20 protein-coding genes and 1 pseudogene are annotated in these 20,250 nt (G+C 69.6%); 10 read left to right on the forward strand and 11 right to left on the reverse strand.

Annotated elements, in window-relative coordinates:
- The 5 genes and pseudogenes from QNJ12_RS12230 to QNJ12_RS12250 form a co-directional block, all read left to right on the forward strand.
- Window positions 1-377 (forward strand): annotated as a pseudogene (locus QNJ12_RS12230) (hypothetical protein); the annotation flags it as partial.
- Between the two features lie 64 nt (window positions 378-441).
- Window positions 442-1,287 (forward strand): crotonase/enoyl-CoA hydratase family protein, encoded by an 846-nt coding sequence (locus QNJ12_RS12235; RefSeq protein WP_300622932.1) that lies wholly within the window; start codon window positions 442-444, stop codon window positions 1,285-1,287.
- A gap of 67 nt (window positions 1,288-1,354) precedes the next feature.
- The gene (locus QNJ12_RS12240) at window positions 1,355-2,059 is read left to right on the forward strand and encodes a nitroreductase family protein (protein ID WP_300622933.1); all 705 of its coding nucleotides are present in this window, start codon (window positions 1,355-1,357) and stop codon (window positions 2,057-2,059) included.
- 10 nt (window positions 2,060-2,069) lie between these two features.
- Complete coding sequence (locus QNJ12_RS12245; protein WP_300622934.1) at window positions 2,070-2,771, forward strand: histidine phosphatase family protein; 702 nt, start codon at window positions 2,070-2,072, stop codon at window positions 2,769-2,771.
- A gap of 1 nt (window position 2,772) precedes the next feature.
- Window positions 2,773-3,510 (forward strand): aminoglycoside adenylyltransferase domain-containing protein, encoded by a 738-nt coding sequence (locus QNJ12_RS12250; protein WP_300622935.1) that lies wholly within the window; start codon window positions 2,773-2,775, stop codon window positions 3,508-3,510.
- A gap of 18 nt (window positions 3,511-3,528) precedes the next feature.
- Here the strand turns inward: QNJ12_RS12250 and QNJ12_RS12255 are convergent, their stop codons facing one another.
- Both QNJ12_RS12255 and QNJ12_RS12260 read right to left on the reverse strand, forming a co-directional pair.
- Window positions 3,529-4,143, reverse strand: coding sequence for a YdeI family protein (locus tag QNJ12_RS12255; RefSeq protein WP_300622936.1), 615 nt, complete (start codon window positions 4,141-4,143; stop codon window positions 3,529-3,531).
- A gap of 9 nt (window positions 4,144-4,152) precedes the next feature.
- Complete coding sequence (locus QNJ12_RS12260; protein WP_300622937.1) at window positions 4,153-5,370, reverse strand: acyl-CoA dehydrogenase family protein; 1,218 nt, start codon at window positions 5,368-5,370, stop codon at window positions 4,153-4,155.
- Between the two features lie 63 nt (window positions 5,371-5,433).
- On the opposite strand from QNJ12_RS12260, the gene QNJ12_RS12265 reads away from it, so the two are divergent.
- From QNJ12_RS12265 to QNJ12_RS12275, 3 genes are read left to right on the forward strand one after another with little or no spacing between them, the layout of a single operon-like run.
- Window positions 5,434-5,961, forward strand: a complete 528-nt coding sequence (locus QNJ12_RS12265; protein ID WP_300622938.1) for a MarR family winged helix-turn-helix transcriptional regulator — start codon at window positions 5,434-5,436, stop codon at window positions 5,959-5,961.
- Window positions 5,958-7,118 (forward strand): thiolase family protein, encoded by a 1,161-nt coding sequence (locus QNJ12_RS12270; protein WP_300622939.1) that lies wholly within the window; start codon window positions 5,958-5,960, stop codon window positions 7,116-7,118. The genes QNJ12_RS12265 and QNJ12_RS12270 overlap by 4 nt, the downstream gene beginning before the upstream one ends.
- 40 nt (window positions 7,119-7,158) lie before the next feature.
- On the forward strand, window positions 7,159-7,929 hold the full coding sequence (locus QNJ12_RS12275) for an SDR family NAD(P)-dependent oxidoreductase (RefSeq protein ID WP_367281788.1): 771 nt from the start codon (window positions 7,159-7,161) through the stop codon (window positions 7,927-7,929).
- Between the two features lie 7 nt (window positions 7,930-7,936).
- On the opposite strand, the gene QNJ12_RS12280 is transcribed toward QNJ12_RS12275, so the two are convergent.
- Window positions 7,937-8,581, reverse strand: a complete 645-nt coding sequence (locus tag QNJ12_RS12280; protein ID WP_300622941.1) for a helix-turn-helix domain-containing protein — start codon at window positions 8,579-8,581, stop codon at window positions 7,937-7,939.
- Window positions 8,582-8,722: 141 nt separating this feature from the next.
- Here QNJ12_RS12280 and QNJ12_RS12285 point away from each other — a divergent pair, with 141 nt between their 5' ends.
- Complete coding sequence (locus QNJ12_RS12285) at window positions 8,723-9,283, forward strand: TIGR03086 family metal-binding protein (RefSeq protein ID WP_300622942.1); 561 nt, start codon at window positions 8,723-8,725, stop codon at window positions 9,281-9,283.
- On the opposite strand, the gene QNJ12_RS12290 is transcribed toward QNJ12_RS12285, so the two are convergent.
- The 5 genes from QNJ12_RS12290 to QNJ12_RS12310 form a co-directional block, all read right to left on the reverse strand.
- Window positions 9,284-10,294: an ABC transporter permease gene (locus QNJ12_RS12290; RefSeq protein WP_300622943.1), complete on the reverse strand. Its 1,011-nt coding sequence runs from the start codon at window positions 10,292-10,294 to the stop codon at window positions 9,284-9,286.
- Window position 10,295: 1 nt separating this feature from the next.
- The gene (locus QNJ12_RS12295; RefSeq protein ID WP_300622944.1) at window positions 10,296-11,246 is read right to left on the reverse strand and encodes an ABC transporter permease; all 951 of its coding nucleotides are present in this window, start codon (window positions 11,244-11,246) and stop codon (window positions 10,296-10,298) included.
- A gap of 33 nt (window positions 11,247-11,279) precedes the next feature.
- Window positions 11,280-13,160 carry an ABC transporter substrate-binding protein gene (locus QNJ12_RS12300; RefSeq protein ID WP_300622945.1) on the reverse strand — a complete coding sequence of 627 codons (1,881 nt, stop codon included), beginning with the start codon at window positions 13,158-13,160 and terminating at the stop codon, window positions 11,280-11,282.
- A 117-nt stretch (window positions 13,161-13,277) separates the two neighbouring features.
- The gene (locus QNJ12_RS12305) at window positions 13,278-14,294 is read right to left on the reverse strand and encodes an ABC transporter ATP-binding protein (protein WP_300622946.1); all 1,017 of its coding nucleotides are present in this window, start codon (window positions 14,292-14,294) and stop codon (window positions 13,278-13,280) included.
- Window positions 14,294-15,469, reverse strand: coding sequence for an ABC transporter ATP-binding protein (locus tag QNJ12_RS12310; RefSeq protein WP_300622947.1), 1,176 nt, complete (start codon window positions 15,467-15,469; stop codon window positions 14,294-14,296). The genes QNJ12_RS12305 and QNJ12_RS12310 overlap by 1 nt, the downstream gene beginning before the upstream one ends.
- Before the next feature lie 287 nt (window positions 15,470-15,756).
- Here QNJ12_RS12310 and QNJ12_RS12315 point away from each other — a divergent pair, with 287 nt between their 5' ends.
- Window positions 15,757-16,935: an acyl-CoA dehydrogenase family protein gene (locus QNJ12_RS12315; protein WP_300622948.1), complete on the forward strand. Its 1,179-nt coding sequence runs from the start codon at window positions 15,757-15,759 to the stop codon at window positions 16,933-16,935.
- A 7-nt stretch (window positions 16,936-16,942) separates the two neighbouring features.
- Here QNJ12_RS12315 and QNJ12_RS12320 read toward each other — a convergent pair whose 3' ends face one another.
- From QNJ12_RS12320 to QNJ12_RS12330, 3 genes are all read right to left on the reverse strand, one after another.
- A complete protein-coding gene (locus tag QNJ12_RS12320) occupies window positions 16,943-17,449 on the reverse strand; it encodes a hypothetical protein (RefSeq protein WP_300622949.1) in 507 nt (168 codons plus the stop codon).
- A gap of 91 nt (window positions 17,450-17,540) precedes the next feature.
- Complete coding sequence (locus tag QNJ12_RS12325; protein ID WP_300622950.1) at window positions 17,541-19,049, reverse strand: AMP-binding protein; 1,509 nt, start codon at window positions 19,047-19,049, stop codon at window positions 17,541-17,543.
- An 82-nt stretch (window positions 19,050-19,131) separates the two neighbouring features.
- Entirely contained in the window at window positions 19,132-20,241 is a 1,110-nt protein-coding gene (locus QNJ12_RS12330; protein ID WP_300622951.1) for a trimethyllysine dioxygenase, read from the reverse strand.
- Window positions 20,242-20,250: the final 9 nt, after the last annotated feature.

Below are 20,250 nucleotides of genomic sequence, written 5' to 3' on the forward strand. Positions count from 1 at the left end.
CGTGGGAGTCCGGGCCGATGCTGTTCGACGCCGACTTCCGGCACTGCGCGCTGCTCCGTCGCGCCGACACGCTGCACGTGTTCTGGACCCGGGTCGGCGACGAGCCCGAGCACATCATGCACTCGGCGATCGAGACCGGGCCGTCGACCGCCGGCTGGGAGAGCTGGCGCCCCACCCCGCCCTTGACAGTGCTGCGGCCCGAACTCGACTGGGAGGGCGCCGATCTTCCGATCGAGGCGTCGGTGCGCGGGCAGGTCACCGAGCGCGTGCACCAGCTGCGGGACCCGGCCGTCATCGACGACGACGGCCGGACGTGGCTCCTGTACTGCATCGCGGGCGAGTCCGGCATTGCGATCGCCGAGCTGCTCGACGTCTGACCGGTCGTCGAGCGGCCGGTGACCCGCTCGTCGCAACTCGACGTGCTGCGCGAGGCTCTCGGCCATGGGCTACGAGTGTTTCGACGTCGAGGTGACCGACCGGGTCGCGCACATCCGCATGATCCGTCCCGAGAAGAGCAACTCGATGATTCCGTCGTTCTGGCGGGATCTGCCCGAGATCGTCGACGGCCTCTCCGCGTCCGGCTCGGTGCGAGCCGTGGTGCTCTCCGCCGAGGGCAAGCACTTCTGCTCGGGCATGGATCTCGAGGTGTTCGCGGGCGACGACAGCATCGGACCGAGCGCTGCCTCCGGCCATCGCAGCCGCCGCAACGAGCGCTTCCGCAGCACGGCGCTCAAGCTGCAGGAAACGTTCACGTGCCTCGAACGGGCGCGGATGCCCGTGCTCTGCGCCATCCAGGGGGCGTGCATCGGCGGCGGCGTCGACATGGTGTCGGCGGCCGACATGCGGTACGCGACCGAGTCGGCGTTCTTCTCGATCCAGGAGATCAACATCGGTATGACCGCCGACGTCGGCACGCTGCAGCGGATGCCGAAGCTCGTCGCCGAAGGCATCGTGCGCGAGCTCGCCTACACCGGCCGACGCTGGTCGGCCGCCGAGGCGCACGGTGCCGGCTTCGTCAACGCGATCTACGCAGATCACGACGCCATGGTCAGCGGGGTCATGGAGGTCGCCGCAGAGATCGCGAGCAAGAGCCCGATGGCGGTCTGGGGCACCAAGCAGACGATGCACTACACCCGCGATCACCCGGTCGCCGACGGCCTCGAGTTCGTCGCCAACTGGAACGCCGCAATGTTCGACACCGATGACATGCGCGAGGCGTTCGCAGCGCGGATCGAGCAGCGCGCCCCCGACTTCCCCGATCTCTGGCCCCTCAGCGACGGCCTCTGACCGAAGGTAGCGACGTCGCCCGATCAGGGAACGCACCGGCGGCGTCGGCTTCTCTACGCTGCTCGGGATGACGACGGAGCTGCCCGAGCTGTTGCATGGCTTGGCGACGACCCGGGCGATCCGTCGGATCGCACCGGACCCGATCCCCGACCACGACCTGGCGACGATGCTGTGGCACGCGACCCGAGCGCCGTCGGGCACCAACCGGCAGCCGACCCGGTTCCTCATCCTGCGCGACGGGCCAGATGCCGAGTCGGCGAAGGCGGTGCTCGCCCGCGGGTTCCGGGAGGGGTGGAACGCCAAGTCGTCCGACGCCGGGTACGCGTCGGGCTCGGCGCTCGACCCCGCCTCTCGCAAGGGCCGCCAGCGTGCTGCGATGCAGCACCTCGTCGAGCACTTCGAAGAGGTGCCCGTCGTCGTGCTGGCCTGCATCGTCCGGTACCGGAAGCCGAACCCGACCGAGGGCGCATCGGTCTACCCGGCCTGCCAGAACCTCCTGCTCGCCGCGAGGGCGCTCGGCTTCGGCGGCGTGATCACCGGCTGGCACGCGCCGGTCGAGGACGAGCTGCGCGAGCTGCTCGGCATCCCCGACGGCGTCGGCATCTCGGCGACGATCCCGCTCGGCCGACCGCTCGGCAACCATGGACCGGTTCGCCGGCTCCCGCTCCGCGACGTGGTCTTCGACGGGCGGTGGGAGGTCCACGCCGACTGGGCCGTCGACCCGCCGGGCACCCGGTTCGCCGGGCCGCCGCCGAGCGAGGCGGCCCGGTAGGTTCGCCCGGGTGAGCGCACCACGCGAGTTCCGCCAGCCGCGCTTCGTGCCGCCTGACGGCGCGTGTGAGATCCTGCTCGTGCGGCACGGCGAATCGGCGCCGCTCATCGAGGGCGGCACCTTCCCGCTCGTGGGCGGTCACTCCGATCCGCCCCTGGCGCCCGAGGGTGAGGAGCAGGCCGAGCTCGTCGCCGACCGGCTGATCGCCACCGGCGAACGGATCGCAGCGATCTACGTGACGACGCTGACCCGCACGCACCAGACGGCCGCGCCGCTCGCTCGTCGGCTCGGCCTCGAGCCGATCGTCGAAGCCGACCTCCGCGAGGTGTTCCTCGGCGACTGGGAGGGCGGGGAGTTCCGGCATCGGGTCGCCGACGAGGACCCGATCGCCGTCGAGATGTTCGCGACGGGGCGCTGGGACGTGATCCCCAACGGTGAGCCGACCGCCGACTTCGAGGCACGGGTCCGGGCTGGCATCGAGCGGATCGCAGCCGCCCACGCCGACGAGCTCGTCGTCGCGGTGGTGCACGGCGGCGTCATCGGCCAGGTGATGAACATCATCGCCGACACGTCGGGCTTCCGCTTCGGCGGTGCCGACAACGCATCGATCTCGCACATCGTCATCGAGGAGGACCGGTGGCGCCTGCGGTGCTTCAACGACACGTCGCACCTCGGTCCGACGTTCAGCACTGCACCGCAACCGATGACCTGACGTGGACCCGGCTGTCGTCGCCGTGGCGGAGCGGCTCGCCGATGTCGTCGGTGCGTACGCGCCGGTGACCGGTGCGTACGTCCACGGGTCGGCGGCGCTGGGCGGGTTCGTGCCGGGACGGAGTGACGTCGACATCCTGATCGTCGTCGATGCCTGGCCGGCCGGCCGCACCGATGCCGACCGCTTGGGCGAGGAGCTCGTCGAGGCGGCGTCTCCGAGTCCCGGGCGCGGCGTCGAGCTGACCGTGGTCACCGTCGAGCAGGCGGGGTCGGTGAGACGCCCGCCGCCCTTCGTCGTGCACGTCGCGACCGAACCGACCGATGAGCGGGTCGTCTTCGGCGAAGCGGGAGACGGTGACCCGGATCTCGTGATGCACTACGCGGTGGCCCGTGCCGCCGGCGTGACCGTCGTGGGACCGGAACCGACCGGCGTCTTCGCCGAGCCGACGCGCACGGAGGTGCTCGACTACCTCGTGCACGAGCTGGCGTGGGCGGCCGAGTCAGCGGCAACCGAGGCCTACGCCGTGCTCAACGCGTGTCGTGCCTGGCAGTACCTGTCGACCGGAGCGCTCGTGTCGAAGGTGACGGGCGGGAGCTGGGCGCGGGACCAGGGAGCCGACCAGCGGCTCGTCGGGCGCGCACTCGCAGCGCAACTCGGCCTGGTCGACCACCGGGAGCTCGACGCTCAGGGTCGCGACTTCGTGCGGTCGATTCGTGAGCGCCTGCTCGCCGACCGCTGACGGCCCAGCGTGTGCGGTCTACGGGCGCGGCCACTGGTTGGCGCGGATGTTCTGCTCAGCGAGTTTCGCCGTCTGCTCGACGCGCTTGGCGCGGGTCGGCTCCCGCTTGGCGCCGGCGATCCACTCGAGGATCCCGCGGCGCGCCGAGGGTGGGAAGCCCTCGAAGTTGGCCGTCGCGTTCGGGTAGCCCGCGAGGGCAGCTGCGAGGTCGTCGGGCACGGTGAGCGCATCGATCGAGTCGAGCTTCGACCACGAGCCGTCAGCCTTGGCCCGTTCGATCGCGGCCAGCCCCGCCGGCGCCACGAGCCCGGAGTCGAGCAGCGGCTCCAGACGGTCCTTGTTGACCTTCGACCATCCGCTGCCCGGCTTGCGGGGTGTGCACAGCAGCGCGGTCCGTCGCTCGTCGACCTTGCCCGGCTTCGAGTCGATCCAGCCGAAGCACAGGCACTCCTCGTTGAGATCGCGTGCGCTCACGTACTCGTGCCCAGTGGCCACGGACGCCTTCTTGTAGGTCACGGCCCAGACCCCGTCCGGCTGCCCGTGGTGCTGCTCGAGCCAGCTACGCCATGCAGCCCGCGACGTCACCTCGACGAGCGGCAACGCCGGCCGCAAGTCGCGAGTTGTGTCAGACACAACTCGTGACTAGGACCGGACCGTGCCGACCTGCAGGTCCTTGAAGGGGACGTTGCGGTCGACGGCGATGTCGCGGGGCAGGCCGAGCACGCGGTCGCCGATGATGTTGCGTTGGATCTCGTCGGTGCCGCCGGCGATCCCGGACGAGAACGAGCCGACGACCTGCTGCTGCATCATCGCGGCCGCCGCGTCGTCGGGCTCCCACGCCTGCGTGCCCGCACCGGCGATCTCCATCGCGATCTCGCGGAAGCGCCAGGCGATCACCGAGCCGGCCAGCTTGCCGAGCGAGCCACCCGGCCCAGGCGCCTTGCCGGCCTTCAGCTCGGCCCGGGTGCGCATCGCCACGAGCGACTTCGTGGTCTCCATGCAGTAGATCTCCATCAGCTGGTCGCGCACGACCGGGTCGTCCACCGAGCCGTTGGCGCGGGCCGCCTTGAGGAGCAGGTCGTACATCGGCTGACTGATCGAGCCGGCCCCCATCGAGCCGATCGCAACGCGCTCGTACATCAACATCGCCGTCGCCTGGCGCCAACCGTTGTTGAACTCGCCGAGCAGGTGGTCGGCGGGGATCCGTGCGTCGCTGAAGAAGACCTCGTTGAAGTGCCGGCCGCCGTCGATCTGGTGGATCGGGCGGATCTCGACGCCCGGCGAACGCAGGTCGATGATGAACATCGAGATGCCGGCGTGCTTGGTCTGTTCGGGGTCGGTGCGGGCGATGATGACGCCGTAGTCAGACTCGTGGGCGAGCGTGGTCCACACCTTCTGTCCGTTCAGGATCCACTCGTCGCCGTCGCGTTCGGCCTTGGTCTGCAGGCTGGCGACGTCGGAGCCGGCGCCGGGCTCGGAGAACATCTGGCACCAGATGGTGCGGGCCGCGATGTTGTCGGGCATGAACCGGCGCTTCTGGTCGTCGGTGCCGAACTCGTTCAGGACCGGCAGGCACATGCCGTGGCTGATGACCAGCTCGCTGGTCATCGCCGGGAACTCCTGCGCGACCTGGCGGTAGATCCGCTCGTGCTCGAGCGTGAGGCCGGCACCGCCGAACTCGGTCGGGTAGGCGAGCCCGGCGAGCCCGGCCTCGCTCAGCGCGGCCTGGAACTCGCGAGCGGCTGCGAGGTCGCGGCGTGCCCCGCCGGTGGCGTGCGCCGCCAGGAAGTCGCGGCAGCGCTCACGGAACGCGTCAGCCGCCTCCGAGGTGAGCGGGCCGGCGGCGAGGGTGTCGGTCATCGGGAGTTCCCTTCGAGTTCGATTTCTGCCGTACGTCGACAGACTGTATGGTTGCATACAGTCATGGGTGCGACAAAGACGAGCTCGGACGGTGCGGCCACCTCGGCACCGACGCACGAGCTCGACGCGCCGCCGTGGCTGCGGGTCGAGACGACGTTGATGGCGGCGGCCAACGCCATCCGCTCCGCGTACGACGATCGCCTCGCGCCTCTCGGGCTGTCGCTCAGCCTCGCCAGCCTGCTCGCCTACATCTGCGACTTCGGCCCCGTCACCCAGACGCGAGCCGCCGAGCACCTCGGGCAGGGCCGAGCGGTCACCGGCACGCAGGTCGACAGGCTCGAGGCGGGCGGCTACGTCGAGCGGCGGCCCGACCCCGACGATCGCCGGGTCTGGCTCGTCGCCATCACCGACGCCGGTCGCGAGCTCGCCGGCTCGATCGGCGACGTCGATCGAGTGCTGCGCGCCGAGCTCCGCTCGGGTATCTCGCGCGCCGATCGGCAGGCGCTGGCCGGCCTGCTCGTCCGCCTGCAATCGAATCTCACGACATCAACCCCCGACCGAACCCCCGATCAGAAGGAACCAACATCATGACCAACGCCGTCATCGTCGACGCCGTCCGCACGCCAGGGGGCAAGCGCAACGGCATGCTCAAGGACTGGCACCCGGCCGACCTGGCCGCGCACGTCCTCAAGGCGCTCGAAGAGCGCAACGGTCTCGATCCGTCGATGGTCGACGACGTGATCATGGGGTGTGTCATGCAGGTCGGCGAGCAGTCGCTGAACATCGGCCGCAACGCCGTGCTCGCCGCGGGCTGGCCCGAGTCGGTGCCGGCCACCACGGTCGATCGGCAGTGTGGCTCCAGCCAGCAGGCGCTGCACTTCGCCGCCCAGGGCGTCATTGCGGGCGCCTACGACATCGCGATCGCGGCGGGCGTCGAGGTGATGACGCGAACGCCGATGGGCGCCTCGATCGTGAAGGACATGGGCTTCCCGTTCCCCGGCTCGATGATGGAGCGCTACGACAGCTTCTTGCCGCCGCAGGGCATCGGTGCCGACATGATCGCCGACGAGTACGGCATCACCCGTGAGGACCTCGACGCGTTCGGTGCCGAGAGTCAGCGTCGCGCCGCGCAAGCCACGGCCGAGGGTCGCTTCGAGAACGAGATCGTCCCCGTGCCCGTCGAGATCGACGGCGCGACGGTGATGATGACCAAGGACGAGGGCATCCGCGAGGGCACCACTGTCGAGGCGCTCGCCAACCTCAAGCCGGCGTTCAAGGAGGACGGCAAGATCACCGCCGGCAACTCGTCGCAGATCTCCGACGGCGCGTCGGCGGTGCTGGTGATGAGCGAGGAGAAGGCGGCCGAGCTCGGCCTGAAGCCGCGTGCCCGGTTCCACAGCTTCGCCGTGGTCGGTACCGATCCCGTGACGATGTTGAAGGGCCCGATCCCCGCGACCGAGAAGATCCTCGAACGGTCGGGGCTGTCGATCGACGACATCGACGTGTTCGAGGTCAACGAGGCGTTCGCCTCGGTCGTGCTCGCCTGGCAGCAGGAGCACGGCGCCGACCTCTCCAAGACCAACGTCAACGGCGGTGCGATCGCACTCGGTCATCCCCTCGGATGCTCGGGCACGAAGCTGATGTCGACGCTCTTGAACGAGCTCGAACGCGTCGGCGGTCGCTACGGTCTGCAGACCATGTGCGAGGGCGGCGGACTCGCGAACGCCACGATCATCGAGCGCCTGTGATCGCGCTCACCATCGACGAAAGGAACCACTGATGCCCCGAATGAACCTCGAAGGCGCTTCGGCGATCGTCACCGGCGGTGCCTCCGGCATCGGTGAGGCCGCGGCCCAGCAGCTGGCGGCGGCCGGTGCCCGCGTCGTCATCGCCGACCTGAACGAGGAGAAGGGCCAAGCCGTCGCCTCCGAGCTCGGCGGGCTGTTCGTGAAGTGCGACGTGTCCAGCATCGAGGACGCGCAGGCCTCGGTCGTCGCCGCCTCCGAGATGGGCCCGCTGCGCGCGTTGGTCAACTCGGCCGGCATCGGCTGGGCGTCGCGCACGATCGACCGCAACAACGTGCCGATGGAGCTCGACAAGTTCGAGCTGGTCGTGCGCGTCAACCTGATCGGCTCGTTCAACATGCTCAGCCAATCGGCGGCCGCGATGGCGCAGACCGACCCGGTCGACGACGACGGCAGCAGAGGAGCGATCGTCAACATGGCCTCGGCCGCCGCGTTCGACGGGCAGATCGGCCAGTGCGCATACTCCGCGTCGAAGGGGGGCGTCGTCGGCATGACCCTGCCGATCGCCCGCGACCTGTCGGCCGTCGGGGTGCGCGTCAACACGATCGCCCCCGGCCTGATCGACACACCGATCTACGGCGAGGGCGAGCAGAGCGAGGCGTTCAAGGCGCATCTCGGCCAGAGCGTGCTCTTCCCCAAGCGCCTCGGATCGAGCGAGGAGCTGGCGTTCATGGTGATGGAGTGCATCACGAACCCGTACATGAACGGCGAGACGATTCGCGTCGACGGCGGCATCCGCATGCCACCCAAGTGAGCTGACCTCAGCTGCGGTGGCCCCCGACCAGCGCAGTTCGGAGCAGTCCGACGATCCCCTCGTCGCCCGCGTCGTGGTGGAGCAGATCGCTGCCGCCGTCGCCGAGCGCCAGCTCGTTCAGGCCGCGCATCGTGATCGACGCGATGGCGTCGGCGCGTTCCGGCGCGCCTGCCCGAACGATCGCCGCCTCGCCCCCGCCGAACCGGAGCGTCAGCGGGTCGTCGTCGATGCGCAGCTCGACGACGTGTCGATCGGGCAGATCCACGCCCACCAGCATCGACTGCACGCCGACTGCTGCGCTCCGGGCCGCAGTGAGGTCCGCCGGCGGCGCGCCAACCGGCCCGATGCGGGCGCCCCACTCGCCGAGCGCGACGAGCGCGTTGCGGAGGTCCGCACCGAGCTCGGTGAGGGTGTAGGTCGTGTGGTTCGGGATCACTCGCCGTTCGACGATCCCGCTGGCCTCCAATCGGCGCAACCGCTCGGTCAACAGGTTGGTGGCGATGCCCGGGAGCGATCGCCGCAGATCGGCGAATCGAGCGGGCCCGCCGAGCAGGTCGCGGACGATCAGCATGCTCCAGCGGTCGCCGACGTGGTCGAGAGCCATCGCCAGCGGGCACAGCTGCTGGTAGCTCCGCGGCTCGGTGTCGCTCATCGCTGCCTCGATCGCTCGGCGGACGAGTCGCCCGCTCGACTAGTAGAAAAAATCAACCAACCACTTGACATTCTAATCCAAGCGCCTAGAGTCGGCGCGACTCATCGAGGATCACCGCCGAATCATCGAAAGGGACCGATCATGGACGCAACCACCGCGATGCACCAGACGTTCGGCATCGTCGACGACCTCGTCGCCGGGCTGACGCCCGACGACCGGGAGAAGTCGACGCCGTGCACCGAGTGGAACGTGCACGAGCTGATCAACCACATGTGCGGTGGCGGCCATGGCATCGCCAGCGGGCTCCAGGGTCAGGCGCCACCCGAGGGCGGCCCGCCCGACTTCCTCGCCGACGGCCCGTCGGCCGGGTGGGAGGCGATGAAGGCTCACCTCGCCGAGGCGGCGACGCCCGAGATCCTCTCCGCCACGCACCAGATGCCGTTCGGCGAAGTGCCCGGCGAGATGGCGCTGTCGGTCATCGTCGCCGACCACCTCACGCACGCCTGGGACCTCGCGCAGGCCACCGGCCAGGGCATCACCGTCAGCGACGACCTGGCCGCGTTCGCACACGGCGTGTGGCAGAACCTCGTGCCCGCCGAGGGGCGGCCCGAGGAGGGCGGTGGCTTCAAGCCGGTCGTGTCGGTCGGCGACGACGCGTCCGCGCTCGACCAGCTGATCGGCTACACCGGCCGAACCCCGTAACTAGAGGGCTGAGCCCCTCACGGCGCCGCGGCGCTGGAAGAAGTCGCCGACCTGATTGAGCGACAGCACCGTCACCGACAGCACGAGCGACGGCCAGAACACCTGTGCCGAGTTGACCTTGATGTCACGCCGCGCCTGGTTGATCATGTTGCCCCACGTCGACGTCGGGAGCTGCACGCTGAGACCGAGGAACGAGAGCGTGCCCTCGACCACCACCACGAAGGCCGCAGCGACCATCGCGTAGGCGAGCAGCGTCGGCATCACGTTCGGGATGATCTCGCGGAACAAGATCGCGCGCGGCTTGGTGCCGATCGCGCGCGCGGCCGTCACGAACTCGCGGTTCGAGATCGCCAGGCTGTTCGCTCGTGCGACGCGCGTGTAGGCGGGGATCGAGAGCACCCCGATCACGGTGCTGATGATGAACAGGTCGCGCACCTCGAAGATCGACACCAGCGCGAGCAGCAGGATCAGCGCCGGGAAGGCGAGGATCACGTCGACCATCGACATGATCACGATCTCGGTCTTGCCGCGCACGAACCCGACGAGCGAGCCCAGCAGGCCGCCGACGATGATGCCGAACGCGGCCGAGACGGTGGCGACGATCAGGCTGACCCACCCGCCGTGCACGAGGCGGGCGAACGTGTCGCGCGCGATGGCGTCGGTGCCCAGGAAGTGCTCGCGGGAGGGGCTCTCGAGCGGCTCGCCGGTGCCGAACTCGCCCGTGTCGGGGTTGAAGTTGTTGGTCTGGAAGTTCGGGTCCTGGAGCGGCAGCGAGCCGCCGAACACGCTCGTGTCGAGCTTGGCGTAGATCGCGCCGAACACGATGAGCACGAGCCAGATGGCCGACAGCTTGACCAGGATCGGCATCTCGCCGAAGACCTGGCGTGGCGTGGCGCGCTCGGGCTTGTGCGAGAGCTTGGTGCCCTCGTCGATCTGGACCGACGTCGACACCCGCGTGAGGCGATCGCTCGGGAAGTCGGGTGTGTGTGGTGCGCTCTCGGTCGTGGACATGTCAGCCCTTTCGGATGCGCGGGTCGACCACCGCGTAGAACAGGTCGACCACGGTGTTGATCACGACGTAGACGACGGCGACGAAGACGGTGATGCCCTGGATCACGAGGATGTCGCGCTGGTTGATGGCGTTGAAGAGCCGGAACCCGAGGCCCGGCACGGCGAACAGCGTCTCGATCACGACCGTGCCGCCCAGCAGCGCGCCGAAGTTGATGCCGATGATCGTCATCAGGCTGAGCGAGCTCGGCCGGAGCGCGTGCCGGGCGAGGATGTAGCGGTCGCTGAGGCCCTTCGCACGCGCCGCGAGGATGTAGTTCTCCTGCAGCGTGGCGATCATGTCGGATCGCACGAGCCGGGAGAAGATCGCCATCTGGGTCATGGCCAGCGCCGTCGCCGGCAGGATCGCCGTCTTCAGGTTGGCGCCGACGCCGTCACTGAGCCGGTTCCAGTTCGATGCGGGAAGCCACCCGAGCTGCACGGAGAACAACCAGATCAGGAAGATGCCGGTGATGAAGTTCGGCACCGACAGCGCGACCTGCACCCCGGCCGACGTCGTCGTGTCCTGCCACTTCCCCTGCTTGTAGGCGCCGATGATGCCGATCGGCACGGCCAGGATCACGGCGATGATGATCGCCATGATCGCCAGCTGAGCCGTGACCGGCACCCGGTCCTTGATCGTGTCGGAGACCTCCTGGTTGGTCTGGAACGAGCGGCCGAGATCGAACTGCGCCGCATCGGTCAGCCAGTTCACGTAGCGAATGGGGAGCGGGTCGTTCAACCCGAGCTCCTCGCGGGTCTCCTCGAGGAGCTCCTCGTTCTGGATCGCGTCCTGCCCGAGGACGGCGACCGCCGGGTCGCCCGGGAGGAGCGAGGTCATCAGGAACGACAGCAGCGTCACGGCGAACAACGTCGCGACGAGCCGTACCAGGCGGATGGCGAGCACCCGTCCCATCAGACGTCACCCCTCCCGGGCATCATGGCCGGATCAGGTCTCGATGTAGGCCTGGGCCCAGCGGCCTTCGGCGTTGGGATGGCCCGTGCCGAGGGTGCCGTCGGGCAGCTCCCACGAGTTGAGGCCCTTGATCGACGAATCGGCGATCAACGCCGTCGCGGTGTGACCCGAGAACCAGATCGGCAGGTCCACGGCGAGCTTCATCATCACCGACTCGTAGAGCGCGTACCGCTCCTCGAAGACGCCCGTCTGGGTGGCGGCGATGAGGTTGCCGAACACCTCGGCGTCGAAGTAGTTCGACCAGTTGAGCGGCGACACCGTCTCGGGCGGCAGCCCGGCGGCCTCGGCGACCTCTGCGGTCGGCGGCGCGAGCGCCGCGTTCAGGAACGTCGACGGGTCCTCGTCGTTCGAGACTCGCCAGCAGTGCGTGGTGTGACTGCCGACGAAGCCGTTCTCGGCACCGAGGGCGTAGTCGATGTGGGTCTGCTGGTCGTAGTTCGTCAGGTTGACGTTGACGAGGCCGCTGGCCGTCCATGTCTGCTCGAGCACCTGCATCGCTGCGATCAGCGTCGGGTCGGGCGGGCACGACAGCTCGGCGTCGATCGGCTCGCCGGCGGCCTTGCCGTCGGAACGGGCCGGGTCGTCGACGTAGGCCTGGAGCTCGGCGACGCCGGCCTCGAAGTCGAACTGCGGCCACGCGGCGGCGACCGACTCGGAGTACCACGGCGAGTCCGGGCTGAACCACTGCGTACCGGGCAGGGAGATACCGGTGCCGCCGAGCGCCTCGATGACGTTGTCCTGGGAGTTCATGAGCGTGAGGCCGCGGCGGACGCGGATGTCGTCGAACGGCGCGACGAGGGTGTTGAACATGCCGCCGCCGACGTTGTTGCCCTGGAACTCGTACAGGAAGATGTCGGCGCCGTCGTCACGAGCCGCGCGGCCGTCGCGGATCGTGCCCTGGCGCAGGGTGTGTGCGACCTGTGTGGTGCCCGACAGCACGGCGTCGAGGCGCGTGCCCTCGTCGGGGATCGGCCGGAACCTGATCGTGTCGATGTACGGCAGCTGCGTGCCGTCGGAGTCGACGAACCAGTAGTTCGGGTTGCGCTCGACGACGGTCTCGTTGTCGAGGTCACGGCTCACGAACTGGTACGGGCCGGTGCCGACCGGGTTCTCGTTCCAGGCGTCGAGGTCGGCGGCGACGGTCGGGTCGAAGACCATGCCGAGCTGCGCCCTGGCGAGGTAGGCGGGGAAGGCCGAGTTGGAGCGGCTCAAGGTGTAGGTGACCTCGAAGTCGCCGGTGGCCTCGACGTTGGCCAGGCCGGACGCCGCGATCTGGCTGGCGGACTGCGAGCCCTCCTGCTGGATCGGCCACATATCGGCGATCGTCTGGGCGGTCAGGTCGTTGCCGTTGTGGAACACGACCCCTTCGCGGAGTTGCGCCGTCCACACGGTGAAGTCCTCGTTCGGCTCGATGCCCGTGAGCAGCCAACCCTGGTAGCTACCGTCCTCGGCCGACTCCATCAACTTGTCGTAGATGGTCGGGAAGACGTTGTAGCACGGCGACCCGCAGGTGTCCTCGGTCGGTCGCATGCCGACGATCTCGGCCTCGAGGCCGATCGCGATCTCGCCGCCCTGCTGGCGCGGGACATCGCTCTCGACGACCTCGGTGTCGACGTCCCCCTCGGCCTCGGTGCCGGCTTCGACCACGTCCTCGGCCGCACCGTCGTCCTCGGTGGCGCCGTCGTCGTCGGTGGCGCCGTCGTCGGTGGCCTCCTCGTCGGTGGCGCCTCCGTCGTCTTCGGTCTGGGCGCCGTCGTCGGTGCCGCTGTCGTCGTCGTCACCGCCGCAGGCAGCCGCCAACAGGCCGGCCACCGCGAGCAGTGCGAACGACTTCTGTAGCCGTCGTGTCGTCATGGTGTGAGATTCCCCTTGTCTCAGGTGAGGACCTTCGTCCCCGGATTAAGAACGATCGCCGGCGCTCGGTGGCGCCGACGTGTGCCGGTGCGGCGGGAGCCGCGGCCGGCGAGCTCTTCAGCCGATCGCCACCTCCTTGACCTCGACGAGCGGGTGATGGCACGCGACGAAGTGGTCGTCGTTCACGCGCCGCATCTGCGGCTCTTCGCGTGCGCAGCGCTCGTCGGCGAGTGGGCACCGGGTGCGGAAGCGGCATCCGGAGGGCGGGGCGATCGGTGAGGGCAGTTCACCCTCGGCGCTGATGGTCTCGTCGATCGGGGCGAGCGGATCGGGCTCGGGATGCGACTCCATGAGAAGCCGCGTGTACGGGTGGGCGGGATGGGCGTAGAGCTCGTCGGACTCGCTCAGCTCGCACATCTTGCCGAGGTACATCACGGCGACCCGGTCGCTGATGTTCTTGACGACCGCGAGGTCGTGGGCGATGAACACGAGCGTCAGGCCGTACTCGGCCTTGAGGTCCTCGAGCAGGTTGAGGATCTGGGCCTGCACCGACACGTCGAGCGCCGAGACCGGCTCGTCGCAGATGATCAGCTCGGGTTCCATGACCAGCGCACGTGCGATCGAGATCCGCTGGCACTGCCCGCCCGAGAACTCGTGCGGCCGCTTGTAGCGGGCGACGTCGGGGTCGATACCGACGTGGTCGAGCATGTCCGACACGATCTTCCACTGCTCGTCTTTGTCGTGCGGGCCCCAGACGTGGAGCGGCTCGGCGACGACCTCACCGATCGTGCGCCTCGGGTTCAGCGACGAGATCGGGTCCTGGAAGATCATCTGCACGTCGGTGCGGTGAGCACGCATCGCCGTTCTGTCGAGCTCGGTCAGGTCCTCGCCGTTGAGGCGGACGCTGCCGCTCGTCGGCGTCGGGAGCTGCAGCACGGCGCGCCCGGTGGTCGACTTGCCGCATCCCGACTCGCCGACCAGTCCGAGCGTCTCGCCCTTGGCGACGTCGAAGCTGATGCCGCTGACGGCGTGCACGACGTTGCCGGCGCCCGCCGGGAACTCGACGGTCAGGTCCTTGACCTGGAGCAGCACATCGCTGTCGCGACGAAGGTGCGACTGCCCAGTGCCCGCCATCAGCCGACGCTCCCCGACTGGCCGCCGGCATGCGAGAGGCCTTCTGCGACCGCGCGTTGGTCGACTCCGTCGCTCGCCGCGGCCGTCGTGGCGGCCGGCGTCAGCAGCTCCTCGGTCGCCGAGATCTTGCCGGCGGCGATCAGCGTCTGCGGCACACCCGCCTCGAGGTTGCGGCGGAACGCCGCCTCACCCTCGGGCGAGCCGACGGGATAGAAGCAGGCGAAGTCGTGGTTGGGGCCTTCGCCGGGCAGCAACTGCGGCTCCTCGTCGTGGCAACGCTCCTGCACGTAAGGACAGCGCGGCGCGAACTTGCAGCCGTGTGGCGGGTTGATCAGGTCGGGGGGACGTCCGCTGATCGCGTTGAGCCGGGTGTGCTTCGGCAGGGTCGTCTTCGGGATCGACTGCATCAGCGCCTGGGTGTAGGGGTGCTGCATGCTGCGGAACAGCGTCGCCGTCGGCGCCCGCTCGACGATCCGGCCGGCGTACATGACGGCGATGTCGTCGGTGCGGCTCGCGACCACGCCGAGGTCGTGGGTGACGAGGATCATCGTCATGTGGCGCTCGCGCTGCTGGGCGGCGAGCAGGTTGAGGATCTGGTGCTGCACCGTGACGTCGAGCGCGGTCGTCGGCTCGTCCGCGAACAGGAGCTGCGGGCTGCACGCGAGGGCGATCGCGATGCACACGCGCTGGCGCATGCCGCCCGACATCTCGTGCGGGAAGTTGTCGAACCGCGCTTCGGGCTCGGGGATCCGCACCGAGCGGAGCAGTTCGACGGCGGCCGCCTTCGCCTCCTGCTTCGAGGTGCCGTAGTGCTGGCGCACGTGCTCGGTGAGCTGGCGGCCGACCTTGACGACCGGGTTGAGCGACGTCATCGGGTCCTGGAACACCATCGCCATCTCGGTGCCCCAGAGCGCCTTCATCTGCTTCGGCGTCTTGTCGAGCAGCTCGATCCCGTTGTATCGGACCGAGCCGAGGGTGAGGGCGTTGGTCGCCGTGTTCAGGCCCATGATCGTGCGCGACAGCACGGTCTTGCCCGAGCCGGACTCGCCGACGATGCCGATCGTCCGGCCTCGCTCCAGGGTGAACGACACGCCGTCGACGGCCTTGACGTCGCCGGCGGGCAGCTTGAAGTGGGTCCGCAGGCTCTCGACGACGAGCAGCGGCTCGTTCCCCACTCCGCCGTCACCCTGAGTCGGATCGGCCGTGGCCGTCATGCAGCTGCGTCCCCCATCTGTCGTCGAGCCGAGCCGTCGACGACCCCGGTTTGACCTGTGTTGGGCACGGATACCCCCATCCGCGCTTCCTCCATGTTGGCCGGTAAGTTACGCCGCATGTCGTCGGTGGGGCGAACCGGACGAGACCGATGTCACATCGGCCCCCATCAGAGGCCTGAACCGGCGCTTGCGGTCGACTGGCCGAAGCACTTGACAGCGTCGGCCGATCCCCAGGGGGCGCCGCCGAGGTGAGCGCCGAACCGCCCGATGTCTTCGAGCGGCGCGTGCGAGCGTTCTTCGACGGTGTTCCCTTGCTGCTCGAGGGCATCGAGGGCCGCGTTCCGAGGGCTCGTGCCTACCGCGCAGCGCTCGCCGACGCCGGTCTGGTCGGCATCGGCCTCCCGACCGACCTGGGTGGGCAGGGCCTCGGTCCCGAGTACGAGGCGGTCTACGAGCGCGTCAGCCTCGACGTGCTGCCGCAGGAGGAGGCGACGTTCGGGATCGGCATCGGCATGGCCGTCCCGACGATCCGCGACCACGGTTCGAGGGCGCTCCAGCGCCGGTTCATCCCGCCGGCACTCCGGGGGGAGGAGATCTGGTGCCAGCTCTACTCCGAGCCCGGCGCCGGGTCCGACCTCGCGGGGCTGACGGCGCGCGCCGTACGCGACGGTGACGAGTGGGTCGTCACCGGCCAGAAGGTGTGGACGTCGGGCGCGCAGCACGCCGACCTCGCGATCCTGATCGCCCGCACCGATCCCGATCTCCCGAAGCATCGGGGCATCACGATGTTCGCGCTCGACATGCACCAGCCAGGCGTCACGGTGCGGCCGCTGGTGCAGGTGACCGGCGTCGCGGAGTTCAACGAGGTGTTCCTCGACGAGGCGCGGGTGCCGCACGACTGGGTGGTCGGCGAGGTGAACGGTGGTTGGGCGCTCGCCGTGGCGTTGCTCGCACACGAGCGCGCCTCGCTCGGTCGAGGCACGAAGACCGTGGCCGACGGGCGGTCCAAGGCCGGCCGCCAGCCGCTGCCGTACGCCGGCCTCGTCGACCGAGCCCGGCGCAACGGCCGGCTGCGCGATCCGGTGGTCCGTCAGGAGCTGGCGGCGATCTACACGGGGGAGCAGCTGATCCCGTGGCTCGCGCAGCGCGGCGTGCACCCCTCGATCGGCAAGCTGTGGCGGACGATCCAGGGCCGCCGGGCCGCGCAGCTCGCGCACGTGCTCGCCGGTCCGCTCGGTGCGGCCTGGGAGACGGACGACACCGATGCCGACTACTGGGCGTACCACGTGCTCAACTGCCGCGGCATGTCGCTCGGCGGCGGCACCGACGAGATCCAACGCAACACCTTGGGCGAGCGCGTGCTCGGCCTCCCGAGGGAGTCCGGCCCCGACCGCGACACACCGTTCCGGGACCTGCCCCACAACTGACCACGTTTCAGGTCAGCGGGTACTTGAAATCTGGTCCGCCTTCGCCGACGGTGAACGGCGTGTAGCCCGGCGGCACGTCGTCGACCTCGAGATCGGCGAACACGAGCGTGAGGTGGTGCCCGTTCGTCTCGATCCGAGCCTCGACAAACGGCACCCCAACGGCTTCGGTCCATCTGGCGGCCCGTTCGGAGTCCTCGACGAGCGACGCTCCCGGGTACATGCATTGCCACCGCACGCCCCAGACGTAGCCGTCGAGATCGGCGGCCGCAGCGTGGTCGAGCAGGCGATCGTCCATCGATACGGACCACGACTCTGGGCTGAGCGCCGTTGATGCTTCGGCGGTGACGCAGTGCTTGAACAGCAGCCGGACGTTCGCAGGAGCGATACCGGTGCTCGGGTCGGCCGTGCAGTACACGACGATCTCGTAGTCGCGCATGTAGTCGGTGAACCCGTGGTGGATGATCGCCTGGTCGAACACGTCGTCCAGGTGACGCTGGATCGTCTCGGCATCCATGTGTGCAGCATCTCAGACGGGCCTGGTGCCGCCGCGCCTCGGTGCGAGTAGCCAGCCCCGCGGTGAGCGACCAGCGCTGGCCTCGGGACGACTACTCCCAGTACGGGTCGCGGAGGAGGCGCTTCTTGAGCTTGCCGTGGGCCTCGCGAGGGAGGGCCTCGACGACGTCGTAGCTCGTCGGGAGCTTGAACGCAGCGAGGCGATCGGCCGCGAACGCCCGCACTGCGTCGAGGTCGACGGCGCCGACGTCGCCGTCGACGGGCTCGATCACGGCCTTGATCTGCTCACCCATGTCGGGGTCGGGGATCCCGAAGACCGCTGCGTCACCGACCCCGGGGTGCTCGACCAGCACCGCCTCGATCTCGGCCGGGTAGACGTTCGACCCGCCGACCAGGATCAGGTCGACCCGCCGGTCGGCGAGGAACAGGTAGCCGTCCTCGTCGAGCCAGCCGACGTCGCCGACCGTGAACCGCCCGTCGGGCAGCCGGCTCGCACTGGTCTTCTCGGGATCGCCGTAGTACTCGGGGGCGCCGTCGCTGCGACGGCAGTAGATCGTGCCGACCGCGCCGGTCGGCAGGTCATCGCCGTCGTCGTCGACGATCGAGTACTCGACGGCGGCCGAAGCGCGGCCCACCGTTCCCGGTCGCTCGAGCCACTCGTGCGAGTCGCAGATCGCCGGGCCGGCACCCTCGGACGCGCCGTACATCTCGTAGATGACGGGCCCCCACCACTCGATCATCGCCCGCTCCGCCCATTCGGGGCAGGGCGCCGCCGTGTGCAGCACCCAGCGCAGCGACGACACGTCGGCGCTCATCCGCACGTCATCGCCCAGCTTGAGGAGCCGCACGAACTGCGTCGGCACCATCGCCATCGAGGTGATCCCGTGCCGCTCGATCGAGGCCAGCATGCCCTTGGGCGAGAAGCGGCGCTCGATCACCGCGGGGACGCCCGACGCGAGCGACGAGACGAGCGCCGCCATCCCCAGGGCGTGGTAGAGCGGCGTCGTCGTGAGCGTGCGGCCGTCGGTCGGCATCCGCACGAGCCGCCCCCAGCCACCCCACAGCCGAGCCCAGTCGCTCGCATCGGCGTCACGGTCGGATCGCGTGACGCCCTTCGAGCGGCCGGTCGTGCCGCCGGTGTAGAGCAGCGGCGTCCCGATCTGCCGCTCGCTCGGCGGCTCGTCGTCGGCGTCCCCGAGCCACGCCTCGAACTCGTCGCCGACCACCACGATGCGATCGACACCGGCGAGTCGAGCGGCCTCGGTGGCGCGATCGAGGAGGTCGGGCTCGGTGAGGACCAGCCGGGCGCCACTGTCGACGAGCAGGTCGGCGAGCTCGCGGGGTGTGAGGTGCCAGTTGAGCGGCACGTAGCGGCTGCCGGCGCGCGCGTTGCCGATCGCGATCTCCGCCCAGGTCGAACGGTTGTGGAGGAGGACCGACCAGACGTTGCCGGGCCCGAACCCAGCGGCGTCGAGCGCGTTGGCGAGCCGGCGCCCCCGCACCTCCAGCTCGGACCACGTCAGCGAGCGATCGGGCCCGACGATGGCGAGTGCGTCCGGATCGACGCCGTCGACCAGGGTGCGGCGCTGCGGTCGGGTCACGTCCGGAGACCGTACGTGCGTCTGGGGCGCCCGCCGCTGTCGAGCGGCGTGGCCATGCCGTCGGCCGGGCGGCCGGGCGTGCTCAGCGCCCGGCGAGCACCCGCCGGCGACTCTCGAAGTCCTCGCGGTTGACGTAGCCGCCGCACAGGTGGCGATGCCCCGTGTAGGCGGACCGGCCGTGCAGCACCCGCCAGTTGTCGAACAGCATCGCCTCACCGGGGGGATTGACGCGCCGCCACTGCAACGTCGGGTCGTTGGCGAGAGCCTCGAACGCCCGCAACGCCGAATAGAACGCGTCCATCTCGTCGACCGGCAGCAAGAACGGCGCCCGGTCGGCGTTGTTGAACGACACCTGGACCAACTCGCCGTGTCGATCCTGGCGGAACACCGGCCGCGCCGAGCGCAGGTGGGCGCCGTCGCCGATGTACTGGCCGGGCACCTCGACCGCCGAGAGCACCTCGTAGGCGCTCGGGTCGCTCGCACGGAGCTCGGCCGCGATCCGGAAGCCGTCGACCATCACCGACTCGCCGCCGGTCCCGTCGAAGGCGAGGCAGTGGAGCAGCTGCAGGCCGGGGGCGTCGTGCGAGTACGTGCCGTCGGTGTGCGGCCGCAGCTCGGTGTTGGTGTACGCCGTGTCGGCCTTCGACAGGTCGGCCTGGAAGTCCCACATGCCCCCGAAGATCGTCTCGCGGACGTAACCGACCCGCCGCAGCAGCGCCTCGGTCGCCTCGGCAGTCGCCGGTGTCCCTGTGACGATGCAGAACCCGTACGTGGCGACGAGGTCGAGCCAGCGGGCGAGACCTTCGTCGGTCGCCACCACGGCCTCGTGGGCGATCGTCGGCCACGCCGCCGTGATCGTCGCGGCGTCCCAGACCACCGGTTCGACATCCTGGGTGTCGTCCGACGGCCGGATCTGGCGTCGCAGGAACTCGACCGGCAACCACGACGTCGGCGTGTCGTCGCTCCAGTCGATCTCGAGACGATCGCCGACGATGCGCGCGCTGGCGCCGTGGAGTGTCGGCGAGATCCCACCGGTGAACACCTGCCGCTGGTGCGTCGCCGGGTGCCACGAGTGCTCGTCGTGGGAATGGTCGCGGAGCCACGTCCACGAGAACACCGATGTGTCGCCGTCGGACCATCGCACGTGGAGTCGGTCCCCGACGTCGAGTCCCTCGATCACGGCGTCAGTCAAGCACCCTCG

Origin of the sequence: Ilumatobacter sp., assembly GCF_030065885.1 — a bacterium.
Taxonomy (GTDB): Bacteria; Actinomycetota; Acidimicrobiia; order Acidimicrobiales; family Ilumatobacteraceae; genus Ilumatobacter.